The following is a 21,326-nucleotide window of genomic DNA, read 5'->3' as shown; positions in this document are numbered from 1 at the left end:
GCTCGCGAGGCCCTTCGCGATGTTCGTCCAACCGTCCGGCAACCCCGGCCCTCCCCGTGTCGACGTGGCGCGCCGGTTCCGGCGCGCCCTCCGATTGTCGCACTCAGGTGAGGGTGAATCGCCCGACCGCGTCACGCAATTCCACCGCCTGCTGCTCCATCGACGCCGCGGCCGCACTGGCCTCCTCGACGAGGGCGGCGTTCTGCTGCGTGGCGCCATCCATCGCGACAATGGTCTGGTTCACCTGGTCGATGCCGCGCGCCTGCTCGATCGTCGCCGCGCTGATCTCGGCCATGATGTCGGTGACTTGGCGCACCGAACGCACGACGATCTCCATCGTCTCGCCGGCGCGGTGCGCGAGCTTCGCGCCCTCGGTGGCTTCGGCCACCGATTCGCCGATCAAGCCATGGATCTCTTTCGCGGCTGCCGTGGCGCGCTGGGCCAAGGCCCGCACCTCGCTTGCGACGACGGCGAAGCCACGGCCTTGTTCACCGGCGCGCGCGGCTTCGACCGCCGCGTTGAGCGCGAGGATGTTGGTCTGGAAGGCGATGCCGTCGATGGTGGTGACGATCTCACCCACCCGGCGCGAGGTGCCGTCGATGCGATCCATGGTGCGGACCACGTCGGACACCACGCCGCCCGCTTCCCCGGCCACTTTGGCCGCATCGGCCGAGAGGCGGTTGGCGGTCTGCGCCGCATCGGCGTTCTGCTTCACCGTGGAGGTGAGCTCCTCCATCGACGCCGCCGTCTCTTCGAGATTGGCGGCCTGCTGTTCCGTGCGCGCCGAGAGGTCGGCGTTGCCCTGCGCAATTTCGCCTGCAGCGGTGTTGATCTGGTCAGCCGACTGGCGAATCTCGACCATCAGGCCCTGCAGCGTTTCGACCGTTCGGTTGGCGTCGTCGCGCATCTCCGCGAACACACCGGACAGCGGCGCCTCGGAGCGGTGCGTGAGATCGCCTTCGCCCAGGGCGTGCAGGACGCTCTTCACTTCCGCCAGGCCTTCGATCGTTCGCTCCAGCAACATGTTGAGGCTGCCAGCGAGCTCGCGGAAGAAGCCTTCCTTGTCGTCGAGGCCGATGCGGCGGGAGAAATCGCCCTCAGCGGCGGCGGAAACGATGCCGCCGACCTCGCGCTGCATCGCCAGCTCCGCGGTGCAGTCGTCCCAGTCGACGGTCGTGCCCATGCGCTGGCCCTCGCCGTCGAAGGTCGGCGTGGCGACGAGGCGGAAGTCGTGGCCACCGACGCGGATCTGCGCGCGGTGCACGCCACGCAGGTTGGCGAGGAGGGTCGACTGGTGCTCCGGACGCACGTGGAACTGGTCGATGCTCTCGCCGACGAGGCGTTCGGCGGAGAAGCTCGGGAACACGGTGCGCAGGGCCGACTCCGCGTCCTTGAGCACGCGGATCACGGCGCGGTTGACGAACACGATCTTCCGGTTCTCGTCGGCGATCATGGTTGCGCTCGAGGCGCTGTCGAGCGCGTGGCGCAGGCGCAGGTTCTCGGCCGCTTCGGCGCGCTCGTGCTCGATCTGCGTGCGCAGCTGGTCGCGCATGTGGGCCAAGCGCGACATCAGGCTGGTCGAATCGCCGGGCGCCACCGGTATCGGCGTGTCGAGGCGTCCCGCGGCGATCTCGCCCGAGGCCGCCGCGGCGACGGCGGGATCGCCACCGACCGTACGCAGCAGCACGCGCGTCGTCCACCAGACGAGGGTCGACAACACTACGAGGCCGGCGATCAGCAGGCCGCCGATCTGCCGCGTCGCGCTCTTCCGCGCAGCGGTCGCGGCGTCGGAAGCCGCGTTGGCCGCCCCTTCGATGGCGCCGCTGGTGGCCTCCATGCTGGTGGCGAGCTCGTCGTAGGCGGCATCGAAATCGGCGAGGTCGGGGGCGGCATTGCCACCCTCCACCTCCACCATCAGGCTTTGCGCCGCCGCCACGTAGTGGTCCAGAGCCGGCCGCACCGCCGCCACCGCGCCCGCGGTCGCAGTGTCGAGCGGCAAGGTGGCGTTCTCGTCGACCACGCGCCGGAACCAGGCCACGTGCTCGTCGAGCCCGGCGCGTGCGCCGGCGAGCTTGTCCTCGTCACCGAGGGCCCGGGCATGGAGGGCCTCGTAGAGGTCGGCCTTGATGGCGTCGTGCATCATGTCGGCCTCGAGCTGGTTGCGCAGGGCCTGCGTGTTGACGGCCTGCGCATCGACGAGGTCACCGAGGTGCGTCTGCACGCGGAGGCTCACGAGGCCCACGACCAGTGCACCGAGGATGCCGCTGACGCCGAGCAGCAGGAGCCGCCCGCGGAAGTTCAATCGAAGGGACATGGCGGCCTCACCAACGGATGGACAGGCCGGTGGTCAGGCCGAGGTCGGGCGTGCGGTTGTTCAGCCCCACCGATCCGGCGAAGTCCCATTGCGTGTTGTTGTTGATGAGGTAGGCGCCGCCGAGGTCGAGCGCGGCCTGCGTGCCGCCGTCGCTGCTGCTGGCGATCTGCGGCATCGCCAACTCGGCGAAGGTGCGGAAGCGGTCGGTCCAGCCCTTGCCGACGACGATGCCGAAGATGCCGGCGGTGTAGCGGCCGTCATCGCCGTTGTCGTAGATCACGCCGGGCATCACGCCGAGGCTCATGTCGTTCGGCAGTTCCCACTCCGCCACCAGGCGCAGGGAGGGCCGGGCACCGTCGCCACGGAAGGCGCTGGAGCCGGTGTCGAGGTCGACGTGCATCAGCCACGCCATCGACGGGCCGCCGTTCTCGCCGCTGCCGGGCACGTGGTACTTCAGGCCGACGGCGAGGTCGGCCACGCCGTCCTCGTCCACGCGCAGGCCCGGGCCGCGCAGCTCGGCATTGATGAAGCCATCGGTCTCGAAGCGCAGTTCCCAGTGCTCGGCGAAGCCGTAGCGCAACAGCGTCGGGGTGGAGAACGCGCTCGCCTCGAAGGCACCGTCCTCGTCTTCTTCCCAGGCGACGCTGGTTTCGATCTGCCATCGGCCGAGACCAACGGTCTGGCTGGACTCGACGAAGTCCGGACGGTCCGTGGCGATCGGGTCGTCGGCCCAAGCCGGGCTGGCCGCCACGCCCAAGGACAAGATCAGTGCAATCGATTTGCGCGTCATTGGCCTGCTCCCTGTGCTGGTGTCGCCGACTCCCGCGGCGCGGGAGGGAAAAACCAGGTCCGTCGGGCAGGTCGCGCAAGGCGCGTTGCGATGACGGGCGGACCCTGAAATCCGGATCAGGGGGGGCAAGCGTGAAAAGCATCACACAAAAAGGCCGGCCCTGCACGGGCCGGCGCGGTCTTGCGAGAAGGGCTCAGAAGAGCTCGATCTCACCTTCCGACATGTTGTTCTGGGTCACCGGCTTGTGGGGCTGGCGTTCCCACTCGCCGCGGAATTCCTTGATGCGCGACGACAACCGGCGCAGGGCGGCCATCAGCTCCTGCTCGTTGCCCTCGCCGGACTTGTTCAGGAGTTCCTGCATGCCCATCGCTTCGCGGTTGATGGCGGCGAGGCGCTCCATGTGGGTCAGGGCCGAGCCCATCGCCTGGGTGGCGATGTCCTCGAACTGCAGCGAGCGCACGGCGTCGCCGACGTGCTGTTCCATCGCCGAGTTGGCGCTCTGGATCTCACGCATGCCGTCGCTGAGCGTGCGCTGGATCTGGTCGACCTGGCGCAGCATGTTGGCCGACTCGTCCTTGGCGCCGCGCGAGCGGTCGAGGTCGCGGCTGGCCATGGTGCTGACCGTCTCGCGCACCTTGTGGATGGCTTCCTTCGAGTTGTAGGCCAGCTTGCGGATCTGTTCGTTGAAGGCCGTGCTGCGCTCGGAGAGGTTTCGCACCTCGTCGGCCACCACGGCGAAGCCGCGGCCCGCCTCGCCGGCACGCGCCGCCTCGATCGCGGCATTGAGCGCGAGCAGGTTGGTCTGGTCGGCGATCGACTTCACGTCCTCGAGCAGGGCGAAGATGCCGTCGAGATGCTGGGCCATCAGGTCGATCTGGTTGACGGTGGCGGAACTCTGGCCGCTCACCTCTTCCAGCGCCTCGACCAAGCCGCTCATCTGCGACGCCGCCTGGTGGGCGAAGCGCTGCACGTCGACGCCGCCGCCATCGCTGCGGTCGACGATGCGGGACACGGCGCCCGCCTGCTCCTTGGAGCGGCGCATCATCGCGTCGAAGCTGATGCCGAGCTTGGCGACCGCTTCGCGGATCAGTTCCCGCGTGCGGTTCACTTCGCCGCGCGTGCCTTCGATCTCGTTGGAGACGAAGCTGCGCAGTTCGCCGAGCAGGGCGCGCTCCTCGGCGATCATCCGCGAGGCGTTCTTGCTGCGACCTCCGGTGGCGGCGAGCACGCCGACGCCGACGCCCCATGCGAGGGTCGTGACGAGGAGCAGGGCCCATTCGATCGCCGGTGCGACCCCCATGGCTTTCGCCACCATGAGGATCAGGGACAGGACGAGCGGCGCGGCAGTGAATTTCAGCAGGCGCTGGATCATGGCGGATTCCTTCAATCTCCCCGCTGGTATCGGCGCTTGCGGGGTGTTCTTTAGAGTCCTCCTGAAGCCAGGAGGGGGCCTTCCACCCCCTGCAAGTCCCGTGCCTCAGGCGTTCCGCGCCAGCTCCAGCAGGCGTCCCGCGACCTTGTCCAGCGGCAAAACTTCGTCGGCGGCACCCAGCCGGAAGGCCGTGCCCGGCATGCCCCAGACCACGCTGGTGGCCTCGTCCTGCACCAGGGTGCGAATGCCGGCCTGGCGCAGCGTCAACAGTTCGCGGCTGCCGTCATCACCCATGCCGGTGAGCAGGGCGGCCACGCAGTTGGTGCCGGCCGCCTTCAACACCGAGTTGAACATCACGCCCACCGAGGGCTTGTGGCGGTTCACCGGCTCGGTGTCGATGACGCGGCAGCGCCAGCGCGCACCGTCGCGCACCACTTCAAGATGCTTGCCACCCGGCGCGACATAGGCGTGGCCGGCGAGGATCGGCGCGCCGTCCTCGGCCTGCATCACCACCATCGCCGAATGCTTGTTCAAACGCTCGGCGAAGGGCCGGCTGAATTCGGCCGGGATGTGCTGGGTGATGACGGTGGCCGGCGCGTCGGCCGGCATCATTTCAAGCACGACGCGCAGGGCCTCGGTGCCTCCCGCGGAGGCGCCGATGGCGATCAGCTTGTCGGTGGTGCGGAAGGCCATCGCCGTCGCCGGGGCGTGCGACACAGGCTTGTCCACCGGCCGGGCCGGAATGCTGATGATCTTGGCCTTCGCCGCCATCTTCACCTTTTCGCAAAGGATCGGGCCGTAGGCCGTCAGCCCCTTCGCCACGTCGAGCTTGGGCTTGGTGACGAAGTCGATGGCGCCGAGCTCGAGCGCCTTCAGCGTGACGTCGGCGCCGGCCTCGGTGAGGCTCGAGACCATCACCACCGGCAGCGGATGCAGGCGCATCAGGTTGGCGAGGAACTGCAGGCCGTCCATGCGCGGCATTTCGACGTCGAGCGTCAGCACGTCGGGCTTGAGCTGCTTGATCTTGTCGCGCGCGATGATCGGGTCCGGCGCCGCGCCGATGACTTCGATCTCGGGATCCTTCGACAGGATCTCGGTGAGCAGCTGCCGCACGAGGGCGGAGTCGTCGATGATCAGGACCTTGATGGGCATCAGAACAGCTCCACGGAGCCAGCGATCGGCGACTGCCGCAACCGCTCCTTGTAGGCGACTTCCTCGGCGGCCACGGCGTCGTCGTGCGCGTGCGGCAACAACTTCACCATGGCCTTCCCGGTCGTCGGGAAATAACAGATCTTGCGGGGGTGGATGCCGCCGAGGTCCTTGGCGACGACATTGATCTTCTCGTCGCGAAGGAACTCGGAGACGAACTGGGCGTTGCGCGTGCCGACCGGCGTCGAGGTGAAACTCTTCAGCACGTTGCCGCCGCCGAACACCTTGCACTCGAAGCGCTCGCGGCGGGCGCCAGCCTTGATGAGCTCGTTGATCAGCAGCTCCATCGCGTGCAGGCCGTAGCGGGCGGGCGCGCCGTCGCTGGTGTCGCCGTCAGGCAGCATGAAGTGGTTGATGCCGCCGAGGTGGGTGAACGGGTCACGGATGCAGGCCGCGACGCAGCTGCCGAGCACCGTCATCAATCCAACAGGCTGATCGGTGACGAAGAACTCCGCGGGCAGGATCTTGATGACATCGGCACCGAGCTGCGCATCCCTGTAGACCAGCGGCGAGGCGCGCGAGCGTGCCGAGGCATCCGCATCGAGCGCGCGGGCGGCGCGGATCTTCACCTGCCGGCCCCGCCGGCGGCCGAGGCACGGCGGTACAGTGAGCGGCCGCAGGTGGCGACGATGTCGCTGGCGTGCATGTAGTTCTCGGAGTGCCCGGTGTAGAGCAGGCTGTCGGCACCCATCTTCTGGACGATCTTCGACAGGATCTCGCGCTGCATCGGCTTGTCGAAGTAGATCATCACGTTGCGGCAGAACACCGCGGCGAACTCCGGGCTGCGCGGATAGCTCGAATCGAGGAGGTTGAGCGTCTGGAACTCGACGAGTTCGCGCAAAGCGGGCTTCACACGAACGAGGCCATCGTTGCCGCCGGTGCCACGCAAGAAGAACTTCTTTTTGCGCTCCTCGGAAAGGCCGGCGATGCGCTCGAAGGGGTAGACGCCGCGCGAGCCGGTCTCAAGCACCTGGGTGTCGACGTCGGTGGCCCAGAGCCGCACAGGCGGCTTCAGCGTGCCCCAGACCTCGCAGGCGGTGATCAGGATGGAATAGGGCTCTTCGCCGGTGGAGGTGGCGCAGCACCAGAGATCGACGTGGCCGCCCTTTGCCTTCAGCTTGCCGAGCTGCTCGGCGAGGATCTCGAAGTGGTGGCCCTCGCGGAAGAAGCTGGTGAGGTTGGTGGTCAGCGCGTTGGTGAACTGCTGCCACTCCTCGTCGTCCTGCGGTTGCCGCTGCAGGTGGGCGAGGTAGTCCTCGAAGCTCGACAGGCCAAGCGTGCGCAACCGGCGCGTCAGGCGGCTGTAGACCATGTCGCGCTTGCTGTCGGTGAGCGCGATACCCACCCGCTTGCGGATCAGGTCGCAGACGACCTTGAAGTCGCGGTCGGTGTACTCGAAGTCCCTGGGCCCTGTCCCGATGGCAGCCATGGCTCAGGCCTCGCCATCGCCCGCGAGCCGGAAGCGCGCGACCAGTTGCACCAGCGTGGCCGCCTGGTCCTCCATGGAGTGGGCGGCGGCCGTGGCCTCCTCGACGAGCGCGGCGTTCTGCTGCGTGGCCTCGTCGATGTTCGTGATGGTCTGGTTGACCTGCTCGATGCCTTGGCTCTGCTCGATCGACGCCGCGGAGATCTCGCCGATCAGGTCGGTGACGCGCCGCACCGAGCCGACCACTTCATGCATGGTCTGCCCCGCCTTGCCGGCCAGCTTGGCGCCGGTGCCGATGCGGGCGTTCGATTCCTCGATGATGCCGCGGATCTGCTTGCTGGCATCCGCAGTGCGCTGCGCGAGGCTGCGCACTTCGGAGGCGACCACCGCGAAGCCCCGGCCCGCTTCGCCGGCCCGCGCGGCTTCCACCGCGGCGTTGATGGCGAGGATGTTGGTCTGGAAGGCGATGCTGTTGATGGTGCCGATGATGTCGCCGATCTTCTTCGAGCTGGCCTGGATCTGCGCCATGGTCTGCACCACGTCGTCGACCAGCTTGCCGCCGTCGACGGCCACCTGGGCGGCGCCGCCGGAGAGCGTCGTCGCCTGCTTCGCCGACTCGGCGTTCTGCTTCACCGTCGCGGTCAGTTCTTCCATCGACGAGGCGGTTTCCTCGAGGCTGGCGGCCTGCTGCTCGGTGCGGCTGGAGAGGTCCTGGTTGCCCGCGGCGATCTCGCTCGATGCGGTGGTGATCGACTCGGCCGCGTCGCGGATGGCGGCGATGACCTCGGAAAGACGCTCGGCGCTGCTGTTGGCGTCGTCGCGCATCTGCGCGAACACGCCGCGCAGCTCGGCGGTGGAGCGCTGCGCAAGGTCGCCCTCGGCCAGCGCCGCCAATACGACCTGCACTTCGGCCACGCCGGCGCGGGTCGCGCCGAGCAGCTCGTTGATCGAGGCCGCGAGGTCGCGCAGGAAGCCCTGCTTGCCTTCCAGCGACAGCGCGCCGGAAAGGTCGCCGGCTGCGGCCGCGGAGACGATCGACTGCACCTCACGCTGGGTGGCCAGCTCGGCCGTGCGCTCGGTCCAGGTCACGACGCTGCCGCGGTAGCTGCCGTCATCGTCGAACCATGGGCTGAGCTCGAGCAGGAAGGTGCGGCCGCCGTAGGCACGCTCGACCTCGAAGGCCTGCACGGGCGGCGTGGCCATCGGGTAGAGGGTGCCGAAATGGAACCCGACCATGGCTTCGGCGCTGAAGCCCTTCGCCACGCTGGCGATGGCGGCCTCGGCATCGGTGAACAGCGTGCGCATCGCGCGGTTGGCGTAGCTGATCACGTGGTCGCGGTCGGTCATCATCACCGCGCTGGACGCGGCGTCGAGGGCGTTCGCGATCGCCGAGGTCTCGTCGGCGAGGCGCTTCACCTCGGCCGCGGCGCGACGCTCCACTTCCTGGCGCTCGCGCAGCTTGTTGATCATGTCGCTGAGCGCGCGGTTCAGCGCGCCGATCTCGGCGCGCGCTTCCGCATCGGGCTGCGCGTCGAGATCGCCAGCGGCGACGGCGTTGGCGAAACCGACCGCACGGTTCAGCGGCTGCGCCACCAGCAGGCGGGACAGCCACACGACGGCGGCACCGATGACGACGGCACCGATCAGGGAGAACAACAGGATGCGTCGACCAAGGGCCTTCGCTTGCGCCTGCACGGCCTTCTCCGGCACCTGCGCCATCAGGCGCCAGCCGAAGGGCTCGAAGGTACGCAAGGCCACGAGATGCGCCTCGTCGACCGCGGGCTGGGTGGGTTCGGCCCACACCGGCAGGTCGGCGACGTGGCTGCCGTCCGGATTCTCCAGCGCCTCGGCGATGCTGGCCGCGGCCGGGTCGGCTTCCTCGCCACTCAGCGAGGTGTCGTTGAGCGTCGGATGGACGACGAAGCGCGAATCGCCATCGCGGGTCTGCACCACGACGAGGCGGCCGCCATCGCCGAGGTCGAGCTCCGCCAACTTCTCGTTGAGCGCGGTCAGGGCCGCTTCGTAGCCGATGCCCACCATGACCGCACCGACGACACCACCATCGTCGTCCGTTGTGCCGCTGGCCGAGAAGATCGGCTCGTAATGCGTGATGTAGTCGATGCCGTAAAGGCGCTCGGCCGACGTGAGCGGTTCACCGGCCATCAGCTTCGCGTAGGCCGGATGCTCCCGCGCCATGCTCGTGCCGAGCGGGCGGCTGCCCATGTCGTCCAGCAGCGAGGAGGTGATCTGCTTGAAGTCTTCGCCATCGAGCACGAAAACCACGGCGGCGGCTTCGGTGTTGGTCGTGAAGTCATCGACCAGCACGGTGTCGCCGTTGATCAGGCGATCGTCCATGCGCAGGGCCGGGGCGTCGCCTTCGCCGGCTGGGATGCGTTCGTCGGGGCTGCGGACGATGATCGTCTGCGGCAGCGTTCCGAGGAAGGCGCCGTACATGCGCAGCACGTCCTCGTCCAGGCCTTGGCGGTAGACCTCGAGGGTGGCCATCACCGCGTCGGTGGAGGCGGCCAGGCCCTGCTCCGCCTTCTCGTTCAAGGCCGAGGCACTGCTGCGCGACACGATCTGCGCGATCAGGCCGAGGATCAGCACGACGACCATGGCGGCGACGATACTCAGGCGCCCGCCGACGCTCCATTCGCGGCCATCGCTGGTGCGGAACATGGCGAGGCTTCGGCTCGCCGCCACGCCCACGATGCGCACTGGCGGCAGCGCTCGGAAGCGCCCCCAGCCCGTGGCAATCGCCCCGGTCGCCTTCGCGAGCGCCGGATGGCGGAGCACGCCACCGAGGCCCGATCCGATGCGCCGCAGGAGGCCAAGGGCCCGCTGCGCCACGTGCTTCAGCCCCTGCTGCGCCATGCGGTTCCCCTCGGGTGCTGGATCAGGCGGCCACCGGCGTGGAGCCGGTGATGTCGGCACTCAGGATCAGGGCCTCGATGTCGAGCAGGATGAGCATGCGCTCGCCGACGGTCGCGATGCCGGAGATGTAGCGCGTGTCGATGATCCCGCCGAACTCCGGCGTGGGGCGGATGTCGACCGGTTCGACGCGGACGACGTCAGAGACGCCGTCGACGACGGCGGCGATCACCTTGCCCTTGAGGTTGAGCACGATCATCACGGTGAATTCGTCGTAGGTCGCGCTGCCGAGCTTGAACTTCAGCCGCAGGTCGACCACCGGGACGATGACGCCGCGGAGGTTGATCACGCCCTTGATGTATTCCGGCGCCTCGGGGACGCGGGTGACGGTGTCGTAGCCCCGGATCTCCTGCACCGAGAGGATGTCGACGCCGTACTCCTCGGGCCCGAGCTTGAAGGCGAGGAACTCGTGCGAGACGTCGTTGCTGTTCGTGCTCATGGGCGGAACCCTCGGGAAGACGTGGAGATCATGCGTCGTCGCGGAACGACGATCCGTGCGCTGCGGCCGATTCCTCGCGCAGCGTGAAGCGGGCGGTGAGTTCGGCCAGGGCGGCAGCCTGGTCGGCCATCGACTTGGCGGCAGCGGTGGCTTCCTCCACCAGTGCGGCGTTTTGTTGCGTCGCGGAATCCATCTGCGTGATGGTCTGGCTGACCTGGCCGATGCCGGTGGCCTGCTCGACCGAGGCCTCGGCAATGAGCTGCATCAGGCCGTTGACGCGGCGGATCGCCGCCTCGGTGTCCTGCATGGTGCGGCCGGCGGCGTTGACCACCGTCGAGCCCTCGCCGACGCGCTGGTTCGACTTCTGGATCAGCATCTTGATCTCACGGGCCGAGGCGGCGGAACGCTGTGCCAGCGCGCGCACTTCCGACGCCACCACGGCGAAGCCGCGGCCCTGCTCGCCGGCGCGCGCGGCTTCCACCGCCGCGTTGAGCGCGAGGATGTTGGTCTGGAAGGCGATGCCGTCGATGGTGGTGATGATGCTTTCGATCTGGCGCGCACCGTCGGCGATGCCCTGCATCGACTGGACGACCTGCTCGATCTCCTTCGCGCCGCGGCCCGAGATGTCGGCCGCCTGCGCCGCGACCTCGCGGCCGCTGCGGGCCGAATCGGCGTTCTCGCGAACGCTGGCGGTAAGCTCCTCGACCGAGGCCGCGGTTTCCTCGAGGTTGGCCGCCTGCTGCTCGGTGCGAACGGAGAGGTCCTGATTGCCCGCCGCGATCTCGCTCGACGCGGTGTGGATCTGCTCGACAGCGCCTTTGATCTGGGAGAGCACATCCTCGAGCGCATCGGCGGTGGCGTTGGCGTCGTCGCGCATCTGCGCGAACACGCCGTGCAGCGTCGCTTCCGAACGCACCGTCAGGTCTCCGACCGCAAGAGCCGCCAGCACCGCCTGCACCTCGCTGACGCCGGTGGCGGTCGCATCGAGCAGGCGATTCAAGGCCGTGCCCAGCTGGAGGAAGAAGCCGTGCTTGCCGGTGAGCCGGATGCGGCCATCAAGGCGGCCCTCCGAAGCGGCACCCACCAGAGCGTTGACTTCGAGCTCGGTGCGCACTTCCTCGGTGCGATCGGTCCAATTGGCGACGAGGCCGGCGAAGCGGCCTTCGTCGTCACGCAGCGGCGCCAGCGCCAGCTGCACGTGGAATTCGCCGAACCGCAGCGCCGCGACGCTCACGCCGCCGTTGGCATCGGTGGCCTGGCGGGCCTCCGGGTGGACCGCGAAAAGGGACTGGCCGACCGGGACAGCGGGGTTGAAGCCGCTCACGCTGGCTTCGATGGCCGGCGCCATCTCGCGCAGGGAGGACTGGGCGGCATCGTTTGCGTAGACGATCGTGCCGGAAGCGTCGGTGATCATCACGCCGGCCGCGGCGCCATCGAGGGCGCTGCGGACGCGCTGGTTCACCGCGGCGACGCGACGCTCCTCGGCGATGCGCGCGCCGAGATCGCGCTGCATCTTCCGCAGCGCCGAGGCCACTTGGCCCACTTCGTCCTCACCCTTGCCGGCGATCGGGTGATCGAGCTTGCCCTGTGCGAGTGCCGAGACGTCGACGACCGTCTGCGCGAGCGGATCGCGGACCAGTCGCACGAGGATCAGTTGTGCCGCAAGGCCGAGCATCAAAACGCTGACGAGACCGATGATCAGGATGCGGTTCCGGACTTCGGCAACGCTCGCCATCACCACCTCGCGGGGCGCCGAGACGCCGAGGACGAAGTAGTCGGATTCCGCTTGCCCGACGCGGAACGGCACGAAGACCTGCATCGCTTCGCCACCGACGGCCGCGTCTTCGGCATCGAGGATTGATATCTCGCCTTTCTTGGCCGCCTCGAGCACGTTAGGCAGGTCGGCCGAAGGGTAGGTCTTGCCGAACAGATCGCTCTCCGGACCGGCCATGACCTGGCCTTGCGGCGACAGCAGGCGCACCACGCCGCGCTCGTAGGGGCGCACCTCGGCAAGCTTCTTCTGCAAGGCTTCAAGCGTGATGTCCGCGCCGGCGATGCCCGCGATCGCGCCGTCGCGACGGATCGGCATCATCACGCTGGTCATCAGGATGTCGACGCCATTCACCTCGTAGAGGTAGGGCTCGTAAAGCATCTCGGCCCCGAAGTCGCGCGCGGCGACGTAGTAGTCCTCGCCGTCCGTCTGCGTGTCGTTCTCCTCGCCGGCGGAGTCCTCGAGGTAGAGCCCCTCGGCGGCGTCTTGCACCCAATACAGCGAAAACCTTCCGGAGTCGGTGCTGCCGAACCGGTTGCGGTCTTCGAGGGACCGGTTGGCATACTCCGAATCGCGGGCGTCGAAGGCGTCGACCTCGAACTCCAGCCAGTAACCAAGCGACGCGGGATCGACTTCGGCATACCGCCGCACGAGATCCACCGCCTCGCCACGATCGGGCGTTCCGGTCCCCATCATCGCTTCGACGGAGAGCGCGAGGCCCACGGCCTTGACCAGCACGCGCTCGAGGTCATTGCGAACGGTTCCGGCTTCGGATTCCGCCAGCGCGAGGAGTTCCCGCTCGGCGCTGGCTTCTTGCGAGGCCGACGCCTTGAGGTTGATCAGCCACGCGGCCACGCCGAACGCCAGTACGGCCAGCAAACCGATGGCCAACGTGGTCTTCGCCGCAATGGATTTCATTCGTACACATTCCGAAGTTACGTAGGGTTCCGACTCAGGCCGCCTTGCTGCTGGTATTCACCCGGCCGCGCACGAGGCCGGGTACGTCGAGGATCAGGGCGACGCGACCGTCGCCGAGGATCGTCGCGCCGGAAATGCCTTCGATGCGGCGGTAGTTGGTCTCGAGGCTCTTCACCACGACCTGCTGCTGGCCGATGAGGGCATCGACTTCGATCGCGAGCTTCTGGCCGTCGCCTTCGACGATGACGGTGATCTCGGGCTTGTCGGCGCCACCCATGCCGAAGTGGTTGCCGAGGTGGACCATCGGCAGGTATTCGCCGCGCACCTTCAGCACCCGCCCTTCGGCGTTGACGGTGCGGACGTTCTCGCCGGCCGGCTTCATCGACTCGATGACGTAGCCCAGTGGCAGCACGAACACCTCGTTGCCGACGCCCACGGTCATGCCGTCGAGGATGGCGAGAGTGAGCGGCAGCTTGATCGTGACCTTGGTGCCCTTGCCGGTGAAGCTCTCGAGCACGGTCTCGCCGCCGAGGCTCTGGATGTTCCGGCGCACCACGTCCATGCCGACGCCGCGACCCGAGAGGTCGGTGACGGCATCAGCCGTGGAGAAGCCCGGCGCGAAGATCAGGTTCCAGACGTCGGCATCGGTGGGATTGTCGGCGATCGGGATGCCCTTCTCGCGAGCCTTCGCCAGGATGCGCTCGCGGTTGAGGCCCTTACCGTCGTCGCTGACCTCGATGATGATGTTGCCGCCCTGGTGGGAGGCCGCCAGCGTGATGGTGCCCACCGGGTCCTTGCCCGCCTTGATGCGGTCCTCGGTGGTCTCGAGGCCATGGTCGATGGCGTTGCGGACGAGGTGCACCATCGGGTCGCTGATCTTCTCGATCAGGCCCTTGTCGAGCTCGGTGCTCTCACCGAAGGTCTTGAGGTTCACCTGCTTGCCAAGGCGCCCGGCGAGGTCGCGGACCAGGCGCGGGAAGCGCTTGAACACGGCATCGACCGGCAGCATGCGCACGCTGATGACGGCCTCCTGAAGGTCGCGGGTGTTGCGCTCCAGCGTCTCCAGCCCGGCGAGCAGGCGCTCGGCCAGCGGCCCTTCGATGCCGGTGCCCACCTGCTTCAGCATGGCCTGCGTGATCACCAGCTCGCCGACGAGGTTGATCAGCATGTCGACCTTGCTGGCCTGCACGCGGATCGAGGCGTCCTCGTTCGCACCGCCGCCGGCCGGCGCGCCGCCACCGGCCGCGGCGATCGGGATCGCGCCCGCAGCGGGAGCGGCCGGGGCCTCGGCAGCCAAAGCCACAGCCACAGGCGCGGGCGCGGCGGCGGGAGCCGGCTCTGCTGCGGCGGGCGGCGCGGGCGCGGCACCACGATCGCCGTTGATCGAGAGATCGCACTCGTCTTCCACCCAGGAGAACGCGTCGCGGATGACCGCTTCCGGCGCCGAGCCCGGGAGAGTGAGCGTCCACTTCAGGTAGCTCTGGGTCGGATCGAGATCGCCGAAAGCCGGCAGCGCGGAGAGATCGCAGTCGACCTTCATCCCGCCGAGTTCGGCCAGCTCGCGGATGATCCGTAGCGGGTCGTTGCCGCTCATGAACATCGAGGGCTTCGGTGCGAAGGCGATGACGAACTGGTCGGGCGCCTTGGGCTTGGGCGCCGCAGCGGCGGGCTTGGCGCCACCACCGACGGCGATCGTCGCCCGGCCGGTGAGCACCCCATTGAGCTGGGCGACGATGCCGGCGCCGTCATCGGCCGGCGGCACGCCCTGCTCGGCGGCCTTCAGCAGGCCGCGCAGCACGTCGACGGACGCGAGCAGCGCGTCCATCGCGTCGGTGGTCAGCGGGCGCTTGCCGGCGCGCAACTCGTCGAGCAGCGTTTCCAGCACGTGCGTGAGTTCGGCGACCTTGGTGAAGCCGAAGGTGGCCGAGCCGCCCTTGATCGAATGCGCCGCGCGGAACACGGCGTTGATGGTGTCCGCACTGCCGCGGCCACCTTCGAGATCGAGCAGGCCAGCCTCCATGACTTCGAGGCCTTCGCGGCTTTCCTCGAAGAAGGTAGCGTGGAATCGCTTGAGATCGTTGCTCATCGAAGAATCCCGGAGTGCCAACCGCGAATCATGGGGAATGCGCCGACGGACCGCCGGCGGCGCTGTCAGCCGAGCACTTTCTTGACCGTCGCGACCAGCTGGTCGGGGTTGAACGGCTTCACCAACCAGCCCGTGGCGCCGGCGGCCTTGCCCTCGGCCTTCTTGTCGGCGCCGGCTTCGGTGGTGAGCATCAGCATCGGGGTGAACTTGTAGTCCGGCAGTTCGCGCAGGTGCTTGATGAGCGTGATGCCGTCCATGTTCGGCATGTTCACGTCGGTCACCACCGCGTTGAACTTCGCCCCCTTGGCCTTGCCCAGCGCGACGACGCCGTCCTCCGCCTCGGTCACGGTGAACCCGGCACCCGTCAGGGTGAAGGCGACCATTTGTCGCATCGAAGCCGAGTCGTCGACGACCAGGATGTGCGCAGTCATGGGGCAGTCCTCATTGATTCAATGGAGTTCAGGAAAGGCCGAGTTCGGCGGCCAGACCAAGGGAAACCGCGGCGTCGCGCACGGCGGCAGCACACGGCGCGATGCGCGTCGTGCGGCCGGATTGGCGACGGGTTCGGACGAAAGCGGCAAGGACCTGGATGGAGGCGCTGTGAACGCGTCCGGCCTCGCCTGCGGCGAGCACCACCTCATCGGCGGTGTCGAGATGCGCGGCCAGAGCCGCCTTGAGGCCTTCGCTGGCTTCGATACCCCATTCGGGACTCAACGCTACGGTCGGCATGCTTCCCCTCGACGTCCAGGACGATCCATGGAACACCCCCCGCCTCGTTGCGGTGGGCGACGAGGTTGCGTTCAGCCTAGCAGCCCCACCGCGTCGAGGAGTATCACAGGTTGTGAATTCAATCGTGTCACACCGCGCAGCATCGCGCTGCCCGGGGCGGCCAGGGTGTTCTCGGCCGGCTCGACCTGGCCGTCCGCGATGGCGTGGACGTCCAGGACGGCGCTGACCTTGAGCGCGAGGCAGTCGCCATTCTGCTCCAGCACGACATAGCGGGTTTGTGCGGATTCCTCCACTTCTTCAAGCCCGAGCCAGACCCCGAGGTCGAGGACCGGGACGACGACGCCGCGAAGGTTCATGACCCCGAGGATGGCGGCATCGGTGTCGCGCATCGGCAGGACGCCGACCGGGAGCAGCACCTCCTGGACCTTCAGCAGCTCGACGCCGTAGTCCTGGCCGTGCACGCGCATGCGCAGCCAGCGCGAGCTGCGCCGGCTGGCGCGACGCTCCTGGCCCCGCCAATCGTCGCCCTCGTCGCTGCCGGCCTGGGCTTCGCCAGGCTCCTCCGCGGCGCGCGGGGCCGGCGCGGCCGTGGCACGGGCGGCCGCCACGGCGACGCTGGCGGCCGAGGCGACGGCACCCGGCGGCTTGCCGCCATGCAGCGTGTCGAGCAGGGCTTCGAATTCGTCCTCGGTGATCTCGTCACCGCCGGCGGCGGGCTTGGCGGGCGTCGCCGCGGCCGGGGCTGGAGCCGGCGTCACCGCGCCGGGCGGGGCACCCCCATGCAGCGCGTCCAACAGGGCTTCGAACTCGTCTTCGCTGATCTCGTCGGGGTTGGCCGGTGCCTTGGGCGCGGGCGCCGACGCGACGGGCGCTGGCGCCGCGGCGCCGGGCGGTGCGTCGCCGTGCAGGGCATCGAGCAGCGCTTCGAACTCGTCTTCGCTGATTTCGTCGGGATTGGCCGGCGGCGGGGTGGACACGGTCACGACGGGCTCCGGGGCGACGGCAGGCGTGGAGGCGGGGACTTCGGCAACGGGCGGCGGTGCCGCGACGGGCTCGGGCGGCGCAGGCACCGGTGCCGCGGCAGGCGCGGGTGCGACGGGCGCGGGATCACCGGCCATGGTGCCGGCGGCGGCGGCACCCAGAAGCTGGGAGAGATAGTCATCGACGAGGCCACCGCTCATGCTGGCTGCTCCTGCGGCTGGGGCGCCTCGCGCAGGAGCCACGCCAGGGCGCGCTGGTAGGCATCGAAGCCGCGGCTCTGCGTGACCTCGTGCGACAGCTCGGCGTGGGTGAGCTCGGCGGCGTCGCGAAGGCGGGTGTCGAGCGGCACGGCCTGCACCCAGGTGCGGTCGGGGTGCTGCTCGCGCAGGAGGTCGAGGGTCTCGGTGCAGGCGCGGGTGCGGCGGTCGAACAGCGTGGGCAGGATGCGCGCCGGCAAGGGGCGCTTGCGCGAGCGTTCGATCATGGTGGCCGTCTTCAGCATGCCCTCCATGCCGTGCACACCGAGCGGCTCGGTCTGGGTGGGCACGACCAGCTGGTCGGCCGCGGCCAGCGCGTTGACCATCAGCAGGCCGAGGGTCGGCGGGCAATCCAGAAGCGCGTAGTCGTAGTCGGCGGCCGCGGCGGCGAGGCCCTGGCCGAGGGCAAGGCCCAAGCCGGGCGCGGTGGCCGAGCGGCGCTCCAGCGTGGCCATGCCGGCTTGCGCCGGGAGCAAGCGCAGGTTGGCGATGGGCGTGGCGCGCGACACCTCAGCAACGGCCTTCGGCGGCGATTCGAACAGGTCGAGCGTGCCGGGCGGCGACGGCTCAGTGGGGATCCCGAAAGCGCGCGTCAGCGAGGCGTGCGGGTCGAGATCAGCCAACAGCACGCGCTGCCCGCGGGCGGCCAGCAGCCGTCCGAGCAGCAACGTCGTCGTGGTCTTACCCACGCCGCCTTTCTGGTTGGCGATCGCCCACACCTGCATCAGGGAACATCCTCGGAAAGCGCCTGCGGCACCGACACCGGGGCCGGCGGACGCGCGGCCTCGGTCGGCGTGGCCGCACCGCCTTCAACGGCCGGTGGCGGCGAAACTTGATTCGGCGGCCTGGCCGCCGCGTCGCTGGTGGTGCCCGGCGACGTGGCGAGGATCACCAGCATCACGCGGCGGTTGGTCGAGCGCCCGGCCGGCGTGGCGTTGTCGGCGACCGGCCGCTTGTCGCCGAAGCCGATCGCCGCCATCCGCCGCGGATCGACGCCGCGCCCCTCGAGCAGGCGGATGACGCTGGCCGCGCGGGCGCCCGACAGCTCCCAGTTGGAGGGGAACAGTGCGCTGGCGATCGGCTGGTTGTCGGTGTGGCCTTCGACGCGGAGCTCGTTCGGCAGCTCGCGCAGCACGGTGGCGAGCTGGTCGATGGCGTCGCGGGCCGGGGTGGAGAGCGCCGCCGAGCCGCTGGCGAACAGCACGTCACTGCGGATGTTCACTTCCAACCACAGGCCCTCGCGGGTGACGGTGACCTGGTCGGACATGATCAGCGGCCCGAGCGCGCGCTCGACCTGGCGCTGGATGGCATCGAGCTGGATGTCGGCCTGTGCCTGCTGCTGCTCGAGCTGCATCAGCTCGATCGGGGTGATCACCGCGTCGGCGCGCACGCGCTCGCTGAGGTTCACGACGCTGGGCGAGCCGGAATCGTTCTCGAAGGGCTGGGGCGGCGCGATGCTGGAGGCTTCGGTGGGCTGGCCGATCTGGATCGGCGCGATGCTGCGCGGCACCCCGTCGAAAGCCGCGTTGAGCGAATCGGACATCACCCGGTACTTGCCTTCGTTGAGGGTCGAGATGGCGTACATCACGACGAAGAACGCGAGCAGCAGGGTGACCAGGTCGCCGTAGGGGATGGCCCAGGCTTCGTGGTTGACGTGCTCCTCGTGGCGGGCGTGGCGGGCCATGGCACGGGGGTCAGTGCAGGAATCCGCCGAGACGGGCCTCGATGTTGCGCGGGTTCTCGCCGTGGGCGATCGAGACGATGCCTTCCAGCACGAGTTCGCGGTCGCCGGCGCGGTGGCGGATGATCGACTTCAGCTTGTTCGCCGCCGGCAGGAACAGGCAGTTCGCCGAGGCGATGCCGTAAATCGTCGCGGTGAACGCCGCGGCGATGCCGCCGCCAAGCTTGGAGGGGTCGGCGAGGTTCTTCATCACCGCCATCAGGCCAAGCACGGCGCCGACGATGCCCAGCGTCGGCGCATAGATGCCCGCGGCCTCGAACACCTTGGCGGCCTGCATGTCGGCGTGCTCCTCGGCGGCGATCTCGATCTCGAGCATATGGCGGATGCCCTCGGGCTCGACGCCGTCGACGAGCATCTGCAGGCCCTTGGCGATGTATTTGTCGGGCTGCCGCGCGACCTGCGCTTCGAGGCCCAGCAGGCCCTGCTTGCGGGCGGTGCCGGCCCAGTCGACGATCTGGGCGATCAGCTTCTTGCGGTTGTCCGGCGGCGGCTGGACGATCCAGCGCGCGATCTTCATGGCGCGCTTGAAAGTGGGCAGGCCGCTTTGCAGCAGCACCGCGCCGAGCGTGCCGACGATGACGATGAGGAAGGCGGCGAAGTTCCACAGCGCCGACAGCCCCGCGCCCTTGGCGATGCTCCCGCCGATGATGGCGATGAGCGCCAGGACGAGGCCGGCGATGCTGAGGATGTCCATCGATCAGGCCCGCTTGAGCCGGTTGTTCCCGCTGCTGACGCTGCGCTGGATGCCGTCGACGTCAAGGATCAGGGCGAGCGAGCCGTCGCCGATCAGGGTGGCGCCGGCATAGCCCAGCAGGCCACGCACGCGCTTCGGCAGGGCCTTGATGACGACCTCCTCGCGACCGCGCACCTGGTCGACGACGAGGCCGTAGCGGAAGTCGCCGGTCTGCAGCACGACGATGACCTCGCCGTTCTCGCAGGGCGGCACGCGCAGCCAGGCGCGCAGCCAGACCAGCGGCAGGGTGTTGGAACGCAGGTCGAGCACCGGCTGGCCATCGACATAGTCGGGCTTGCGCTGCGGCATCGGCAGCACCTCGACCACGCGGCCCAGCGGCAGCGCGTAGGAGGTGTCGGCCACGCGCACCAGCAGCGTCGGCAGGATGGCCAGTGTCAGCGGCACCTTGATGGTGAAGCGCGAGCCCTGGCCGAGCTCGGATTGGATCTGGATCTGGCCGGAGAGCTCGCGGATCTTGCTCTGCACCACGTCCATGCCGACGCCGCGGCCGGAGATGTCGGTGACTTCCACCTTGGTGGAGAAGCCCGGCATGAAGATGAGCTGGAAGCACTCCTCGGCGCCGAGGCGGGCCGCGGCCTCGGGCGTCAGCAGGCCTTTCTCGACGGCCTTGGCGCGGAGCTTCTCCGGGTCCATGCCGCCACCGTCGTCGCGGATCTCGATGGCGACCGCGTCGCCTTCCTGGCGCGCGGAGAGGAACACCTGGCCCATCGGGTTCTTGCCCGCGGCTTCGCGGACGGCCGGCCGCTCGACGCCGTGGTCGATGGCGTTGCGGACGAGGTGCACCAGCGGATCGGCCAGCGCTTCGACGAGGTTGCGGTCGAGTTCGGTCTCGGCGCCTTCGAGCGTCAGCTCCACCTGCTTGTCGAGCTGGCGGGCGACGTCGCGGGCCATCTTCGGGAAGCGCTGGAACACGCGGCTGACCGGCTGCATGCGGGTGCGCATCACCGAGCCCTGCAGGCGCGCGGTGGCGTGGTCGAGGGCGGTGACCGCGCGATGCAGGTCCTCGTCCTTGAGCTTGTCGCGCAGCACCTTGAGGCGGTTTCGCGCGAGAACGAGTTCGCCGGTGAGGTTGACGATGGCGTCGAGGCGCTTGGTGTCGACGCGGACGGTCTGTTCGGTGTCGCCGCCGGTCTTGGCCGGGCCGGCCGGCTTGGCGCCGGGCTTGGGCGCGGCCTTGGCTGCCGCGCCCTTGGCCGGCTTCGTGGTGGTCTGGCCGGAGGCCCAGGCCTTGATCGCGGCGATCAGGTCGGGGTCGGCGGGCTCGAGTGGCTGGCCGGCGCCGAGCGCGGCCATCTGCACGGACAGCGTGTCGTGGCAGCGCTGGGCGTAGTCGAAGGCGTCGTCGTCGAGCAGGATCTTGCCCTCGCGGGCCTTGTCGAAGGCGTCTTCGAGCGCGTGGCAGAGCTCGACCATCGGCACCAGGCCGAGGAAGCCGGCACCGCCCTTGATGGTGTGGAAGCCGCGGAAGACCGCGTTCAGCAGGCCTTTGTCGTCGGCGGCCTGCTCGAGCTGCACGAGCTGTTCGCCGAGGCGCTCGAGGATCTCGCCGGCTTCGACGAGGAAATCGGCGGCAATGTCGGGCGAAACGGCGGACATGGAAGCACTCCC

At 68.9% G+C, this 21,326-nt stretch carries 17 protein-coding genes; all 17 read right to left on the bottom strand.

Translation table 11 applies throughout. The features are described 5' to 3' along the window. Positions 1-103: 103 nt before the first annotated feature. The 17 genes from O9255_RS04545 to O9255_RS04465 all read right to left on the bottom strand — a co-directional run bounded on the left by O9255_RS04545 (position 104) and on the right by O9255_RS04465 (position 21,314). A complete protein-coding gene (locus O9255_RS04545; protein ID WP_297865648.1) occupies positions 104-2,314 on the bottom strand; it encodes a methyl-accepting chemotaxis protein in 2,211 nt (736 codons plus the stop codon). A 7-nt stretch (positions 2,315-2,321) separates the two neighbouring features. Beyond that, a complete protein-coding gene (locus O9255_RS04540) occupies positions 2,322-3,104 on the bottom strand; it encodes a transporter (RefSeq protein WP_297865647.1) in 783 nt (260 codons plus the stop codon). Between the two features lie 193 nt (positions 3,105-3,297). Further along, entirely contained in the window at positions 3,298-4,419 is a 1,122-nt protein-coding gene (locus O9255_RS04535; RefSeq protein WP_297865663.1) for a methyl-accepting chemotaxis protein, read from the bottom strand. Positions 4,420-4,581: 162 nt separating this feature from the next. Further along, complete coding sequence (locus O9255_RS04530; RefSeq protein WP_297865646.1) at positions 4,582-5,628, bottom strand: chemotaxis response regulator protein-glutamate methylesterase; 1,047 nt, start codon at positions 5,626-5,628, stop codon at positions 4,582-4,584. Continuing rightward, positions 5,628-6,254, bottom strand: a complete 627-nt coding sequence (gene cheD / locus O9255_RS04525) for a chemoreceptor glutamine deamidase CheD (protein WP_297865645.1) — start codon at positions 6,252-6,254, stop codon at positions 5,628-5,630. The genes O9255_RS04530 and cheD overlap by 1 nt, the downstream gene beginning before the upstream one ends. Then, positions 6,251-7,114: a CheR family methyltransferase gene (locus tag O9255_RS04520; protein WP_297865644.1), complete on the bottom strand. Its 864-nt coding sequence runs from the start codon at positions 7,112-7,114 to the stop codon at positions 6,251-6,253. Before O9255_RS04520 ends, cheD begins: the two co-directional genes overlap by 4 nt. 3 nt (positions 7,115-7,117) lie before the next feature. Beyond that, positions 7,118-9,985 carry a methyl-accepting chemotaxis protein gene (locus tag O9255_RS04515; protein ID WP_297865643.1) on the bottom strand — a complete coding sequence of 956 codons (2,868 nt, stop codon included), beginning with the start codon at positions 9,983-9,985 and terminating at the stop codon, positions 7,118-7,120. Between the two features lie 22 nt (positions 9,986-10,007). Next, positions 10,008-10,481 (bottom strand): chemotaxis protein CheW, encoded by a 474-nt coding sequence (locus O9255_RS04510; RefSeq protein ID WP_297865642.1) that lies wholly within the window; start codon positions 10,479-10,481, stop codon positions 10,008-10,010. 28 nt (positions 10,482-10,509) lie between these two features. After that, complete coding sequence (locus O9255_RS04505) at positions 10,510-13,170, bottom strand: methyl-accepting chemotaxis protein (protein WP_297865641.1); 2,661 nt, start codon at positions 13,168-13,170, stop codon at positions 10,510-10,512. A gap of 34 nt (positions 13,171-13,204) precedes the next feature. After that, positions 13,205-15,256 carry a chemotaxis protein CheA gene (locus O9255_RS04500; protein ID WP_297865640.1) on the bottom strand — a complete coding sequence of 684 codons (2,052 nt, stop codon included), beginning with the start codon at positions 15,254-15,256 and terminating at the stop codon, positions 13,205-13,207. 65 nt (positions 15,257-15,321) lie between these two features. After that, positions 15,322-15,687: a response regulator gene (locus tag O9255_RS04495; RefSeq protein WP_297865639.1), complete on the bottom strand. Its 366-nt coding sequence runs from the start codon at positions 15,685-15,687 to the stop codon at positions 15,322-15,324. Positions 15,688-15,715: 28 nt separating this feature from the next. After that, on the bottom strand, positions 15,716-15,985 hold the full coding sequence (locus O9255_RS04490; RefSeq protein WP_297865638.1) for an STAS domain-containing protein: 270 nt from the start codon (positions 15,983-15,985) through the stop codon (positions 15,716-15,718). 71 nt (positions 15,986-16,056) lie between these two features. Further along, positions 16,057-17,166 carry a chemotaxis protein CheW gene (locus tag O9255_RS04485; RefSeq protein WP_297865637.1) on the bottom strand — a complete coding sequence of 370 codons (1,110 nt, stop codon included), beginning with the start codon at positions 17,164-17,166 and terminating at the stop codon, positions 16,057-16,059. Beyond that, positions 17,163-17,948 carry a ParA family protein gene (locus O9255_RS04480; protein WP_297865636.1) on the bottom strand — a complete coding sequence of 262 codons (786 nt, stop codon included), beginning with the start codon at positions 17,946-17,948 and terminating at the stop codon, positions 17,163-17,165. Before O9255_RS04480 ends, O9255_RS04485 begins: the two co-directional genes overlap by 4 nt. Then, entirely contained in the window at positions 17,948-18,907 is a 960-nt protein-coding gene (gene motD / locus O9255_RS04475; protein ID WP_297865635.1) for a flagellar motor protein MotD, read from the bottom strand. Before motD ends, O9255_RS04480 begins: the two co-directional genes overlap by 1 nt. Positions 18,908-18,917: 10 nt before the next feature. Continuing rightward, positions 18,918-19,658 (bottom strand): flagellar motor protein, encoded by a 741-nt coding sequence (locus tag O9255_RS04470; protein ID WP_297865634.1) that lies wholly within the window; start codon positions 19,656-19,658, stop codon positions 18,918-18,920. A gap of 3 nt (positions 19,659-19,661) precedes the next feature. Then, on the bottom strand, positions 19,662-21,314 hold the full coding sequence (locus O9255_RS04465) for a chemotaxis protein CheA (RefSeq protein WP_297865633.1): 1,653 nt from the start codon (positions 21,312-21,314) through the stop codon (positions 19,662-19,664). Positions 21,315-21,326 lie beyond the last annotated feature (12 nt).

The organism is Silanimonas sp. (genome assembly GCF_027530345.1).
Lineage (GTDB): Bacteria > Pseudomonadota > Gammaproteobacteria > Xanthomonadales > Xanthomonadaceae > Silanimonas.
Note: the sequence above shows the minus strand (reverse complement) of the source record. Positions and strands in the feature narration are given on the sequence as shown.

Bases quoted from the DNA above. Each gene is read 5' to 3' on its own strand.
- O9255_RS04545 (WP_297865648.1), bottom strand. From the start codon at position 2,314: ATGTCCCTTCGATTGAACTTCCGCGGGCGGCTCCTGCTGCTCGGCGTC.
- O9255_RS04540 (WP_297865647.1), bottom strand. From the start codon at position 3,104: ATGACGCGCAAATCGATTGCACTGATCTTGTCCTTGGGCGTGGCGGCC.
- O9255_RS04535 (WP_297865663.1), bottom strand. From the start codon at position 4,419: ATGGTGGCGAAAGCCATGGGGGTCGCACCGGCGATCGAATGGGCCCTG.
- O9255_RS04530 (WP_297865646.1), bottom strand. From the start codon at position 5,628: ATGCCCATCAAGGTCCTGATCATCGACGACTCCGCCCTCGTGCGGCAG.
- O9255_RS04520 (WP_297865644.1), bottom strand. From the start codon at position 7,114: ATGGCTGCCATCGGGACAGGGCCCAGGGACTTCGAGTACACCGACCGC.
- O9255_RS04515 (WP_297865643.1), bottom strand. From the start codon at position 9,985: ATGGCGCAGCAGGGGCTGAAGCACGTGGCGCAGCGGGCCCTTGGCCTC.
- O9255_RS04510 (WP_297865642.1), bottom strand. From the start codon at position 10,481: ATGAGCACGAACAGCAACGACGTCTCGCACGAGTTCCTCGCCTTCAAG.
- O9255_RS04505 (WP_297865641.1), bottom strand. From the start codon at position 13,170: ATGAAATCCATTGCGGCGAAGACCACGTTGGCCATCGGTTTGCTGGCC.
- O9255_RS04500 (WP_297865640.1), bottom strand. From the start codon at position 15,256: ATGAGCAACGATCTCAAGCGATTCCACGCTACCTTCTTCGAGGAAAGC.
- O9255_RS04495 (WP_297865639.1), bottom strand. From the start codon at position 15,687: ATGACTGCGCACATCCTGGTCGTCGACGACTCGGCTTCGATGCGACAA.
- O9255_RS04490 (WP_297865638.1), bottom strand. From the start codon at position 15,985: ATGCCGACCGTAGCGTTGAGTCCCGAATGGGGTATCGAAGCCAGCGAA.
- O9255_RS04485 (WP_297865637.1), bottom strand. From the start codon at position 17,166: ATGAGCGGTGGCCTCGTCGATGACTATCTCTCCCAGCTTCTGGGTGCC.
- O9255_RS04480 (WP_297865636.1), bottom strand. From the start codon at position 17,948: ATGCAGGTGTGGGCGATCGCCAACCAGAAAGGCGGCGTGGGTAAGACC.
- motD (WP_297865635.1), bottom strand. From the start codon at position 18,907: ATGGCCCGCCACGCCCGCCACGAGGAGCACGTCAACCACGAAGCCTGG.
- O9255_RS04470 (WP_297865634.1), bottom strand. From the start codon at position 19,658: ATGGACATCCTCAGCATCGCCGGCCTCGTCCTGGCGCTCATCGCCATC.
- O9255_RS04465 (WP_297865633.1), bottom strand. From the start codon at position 21,314: ATGTCCGCCGTTTCGCCCGACATTGCCGCCGATTTCCTCGTCGAAGCC.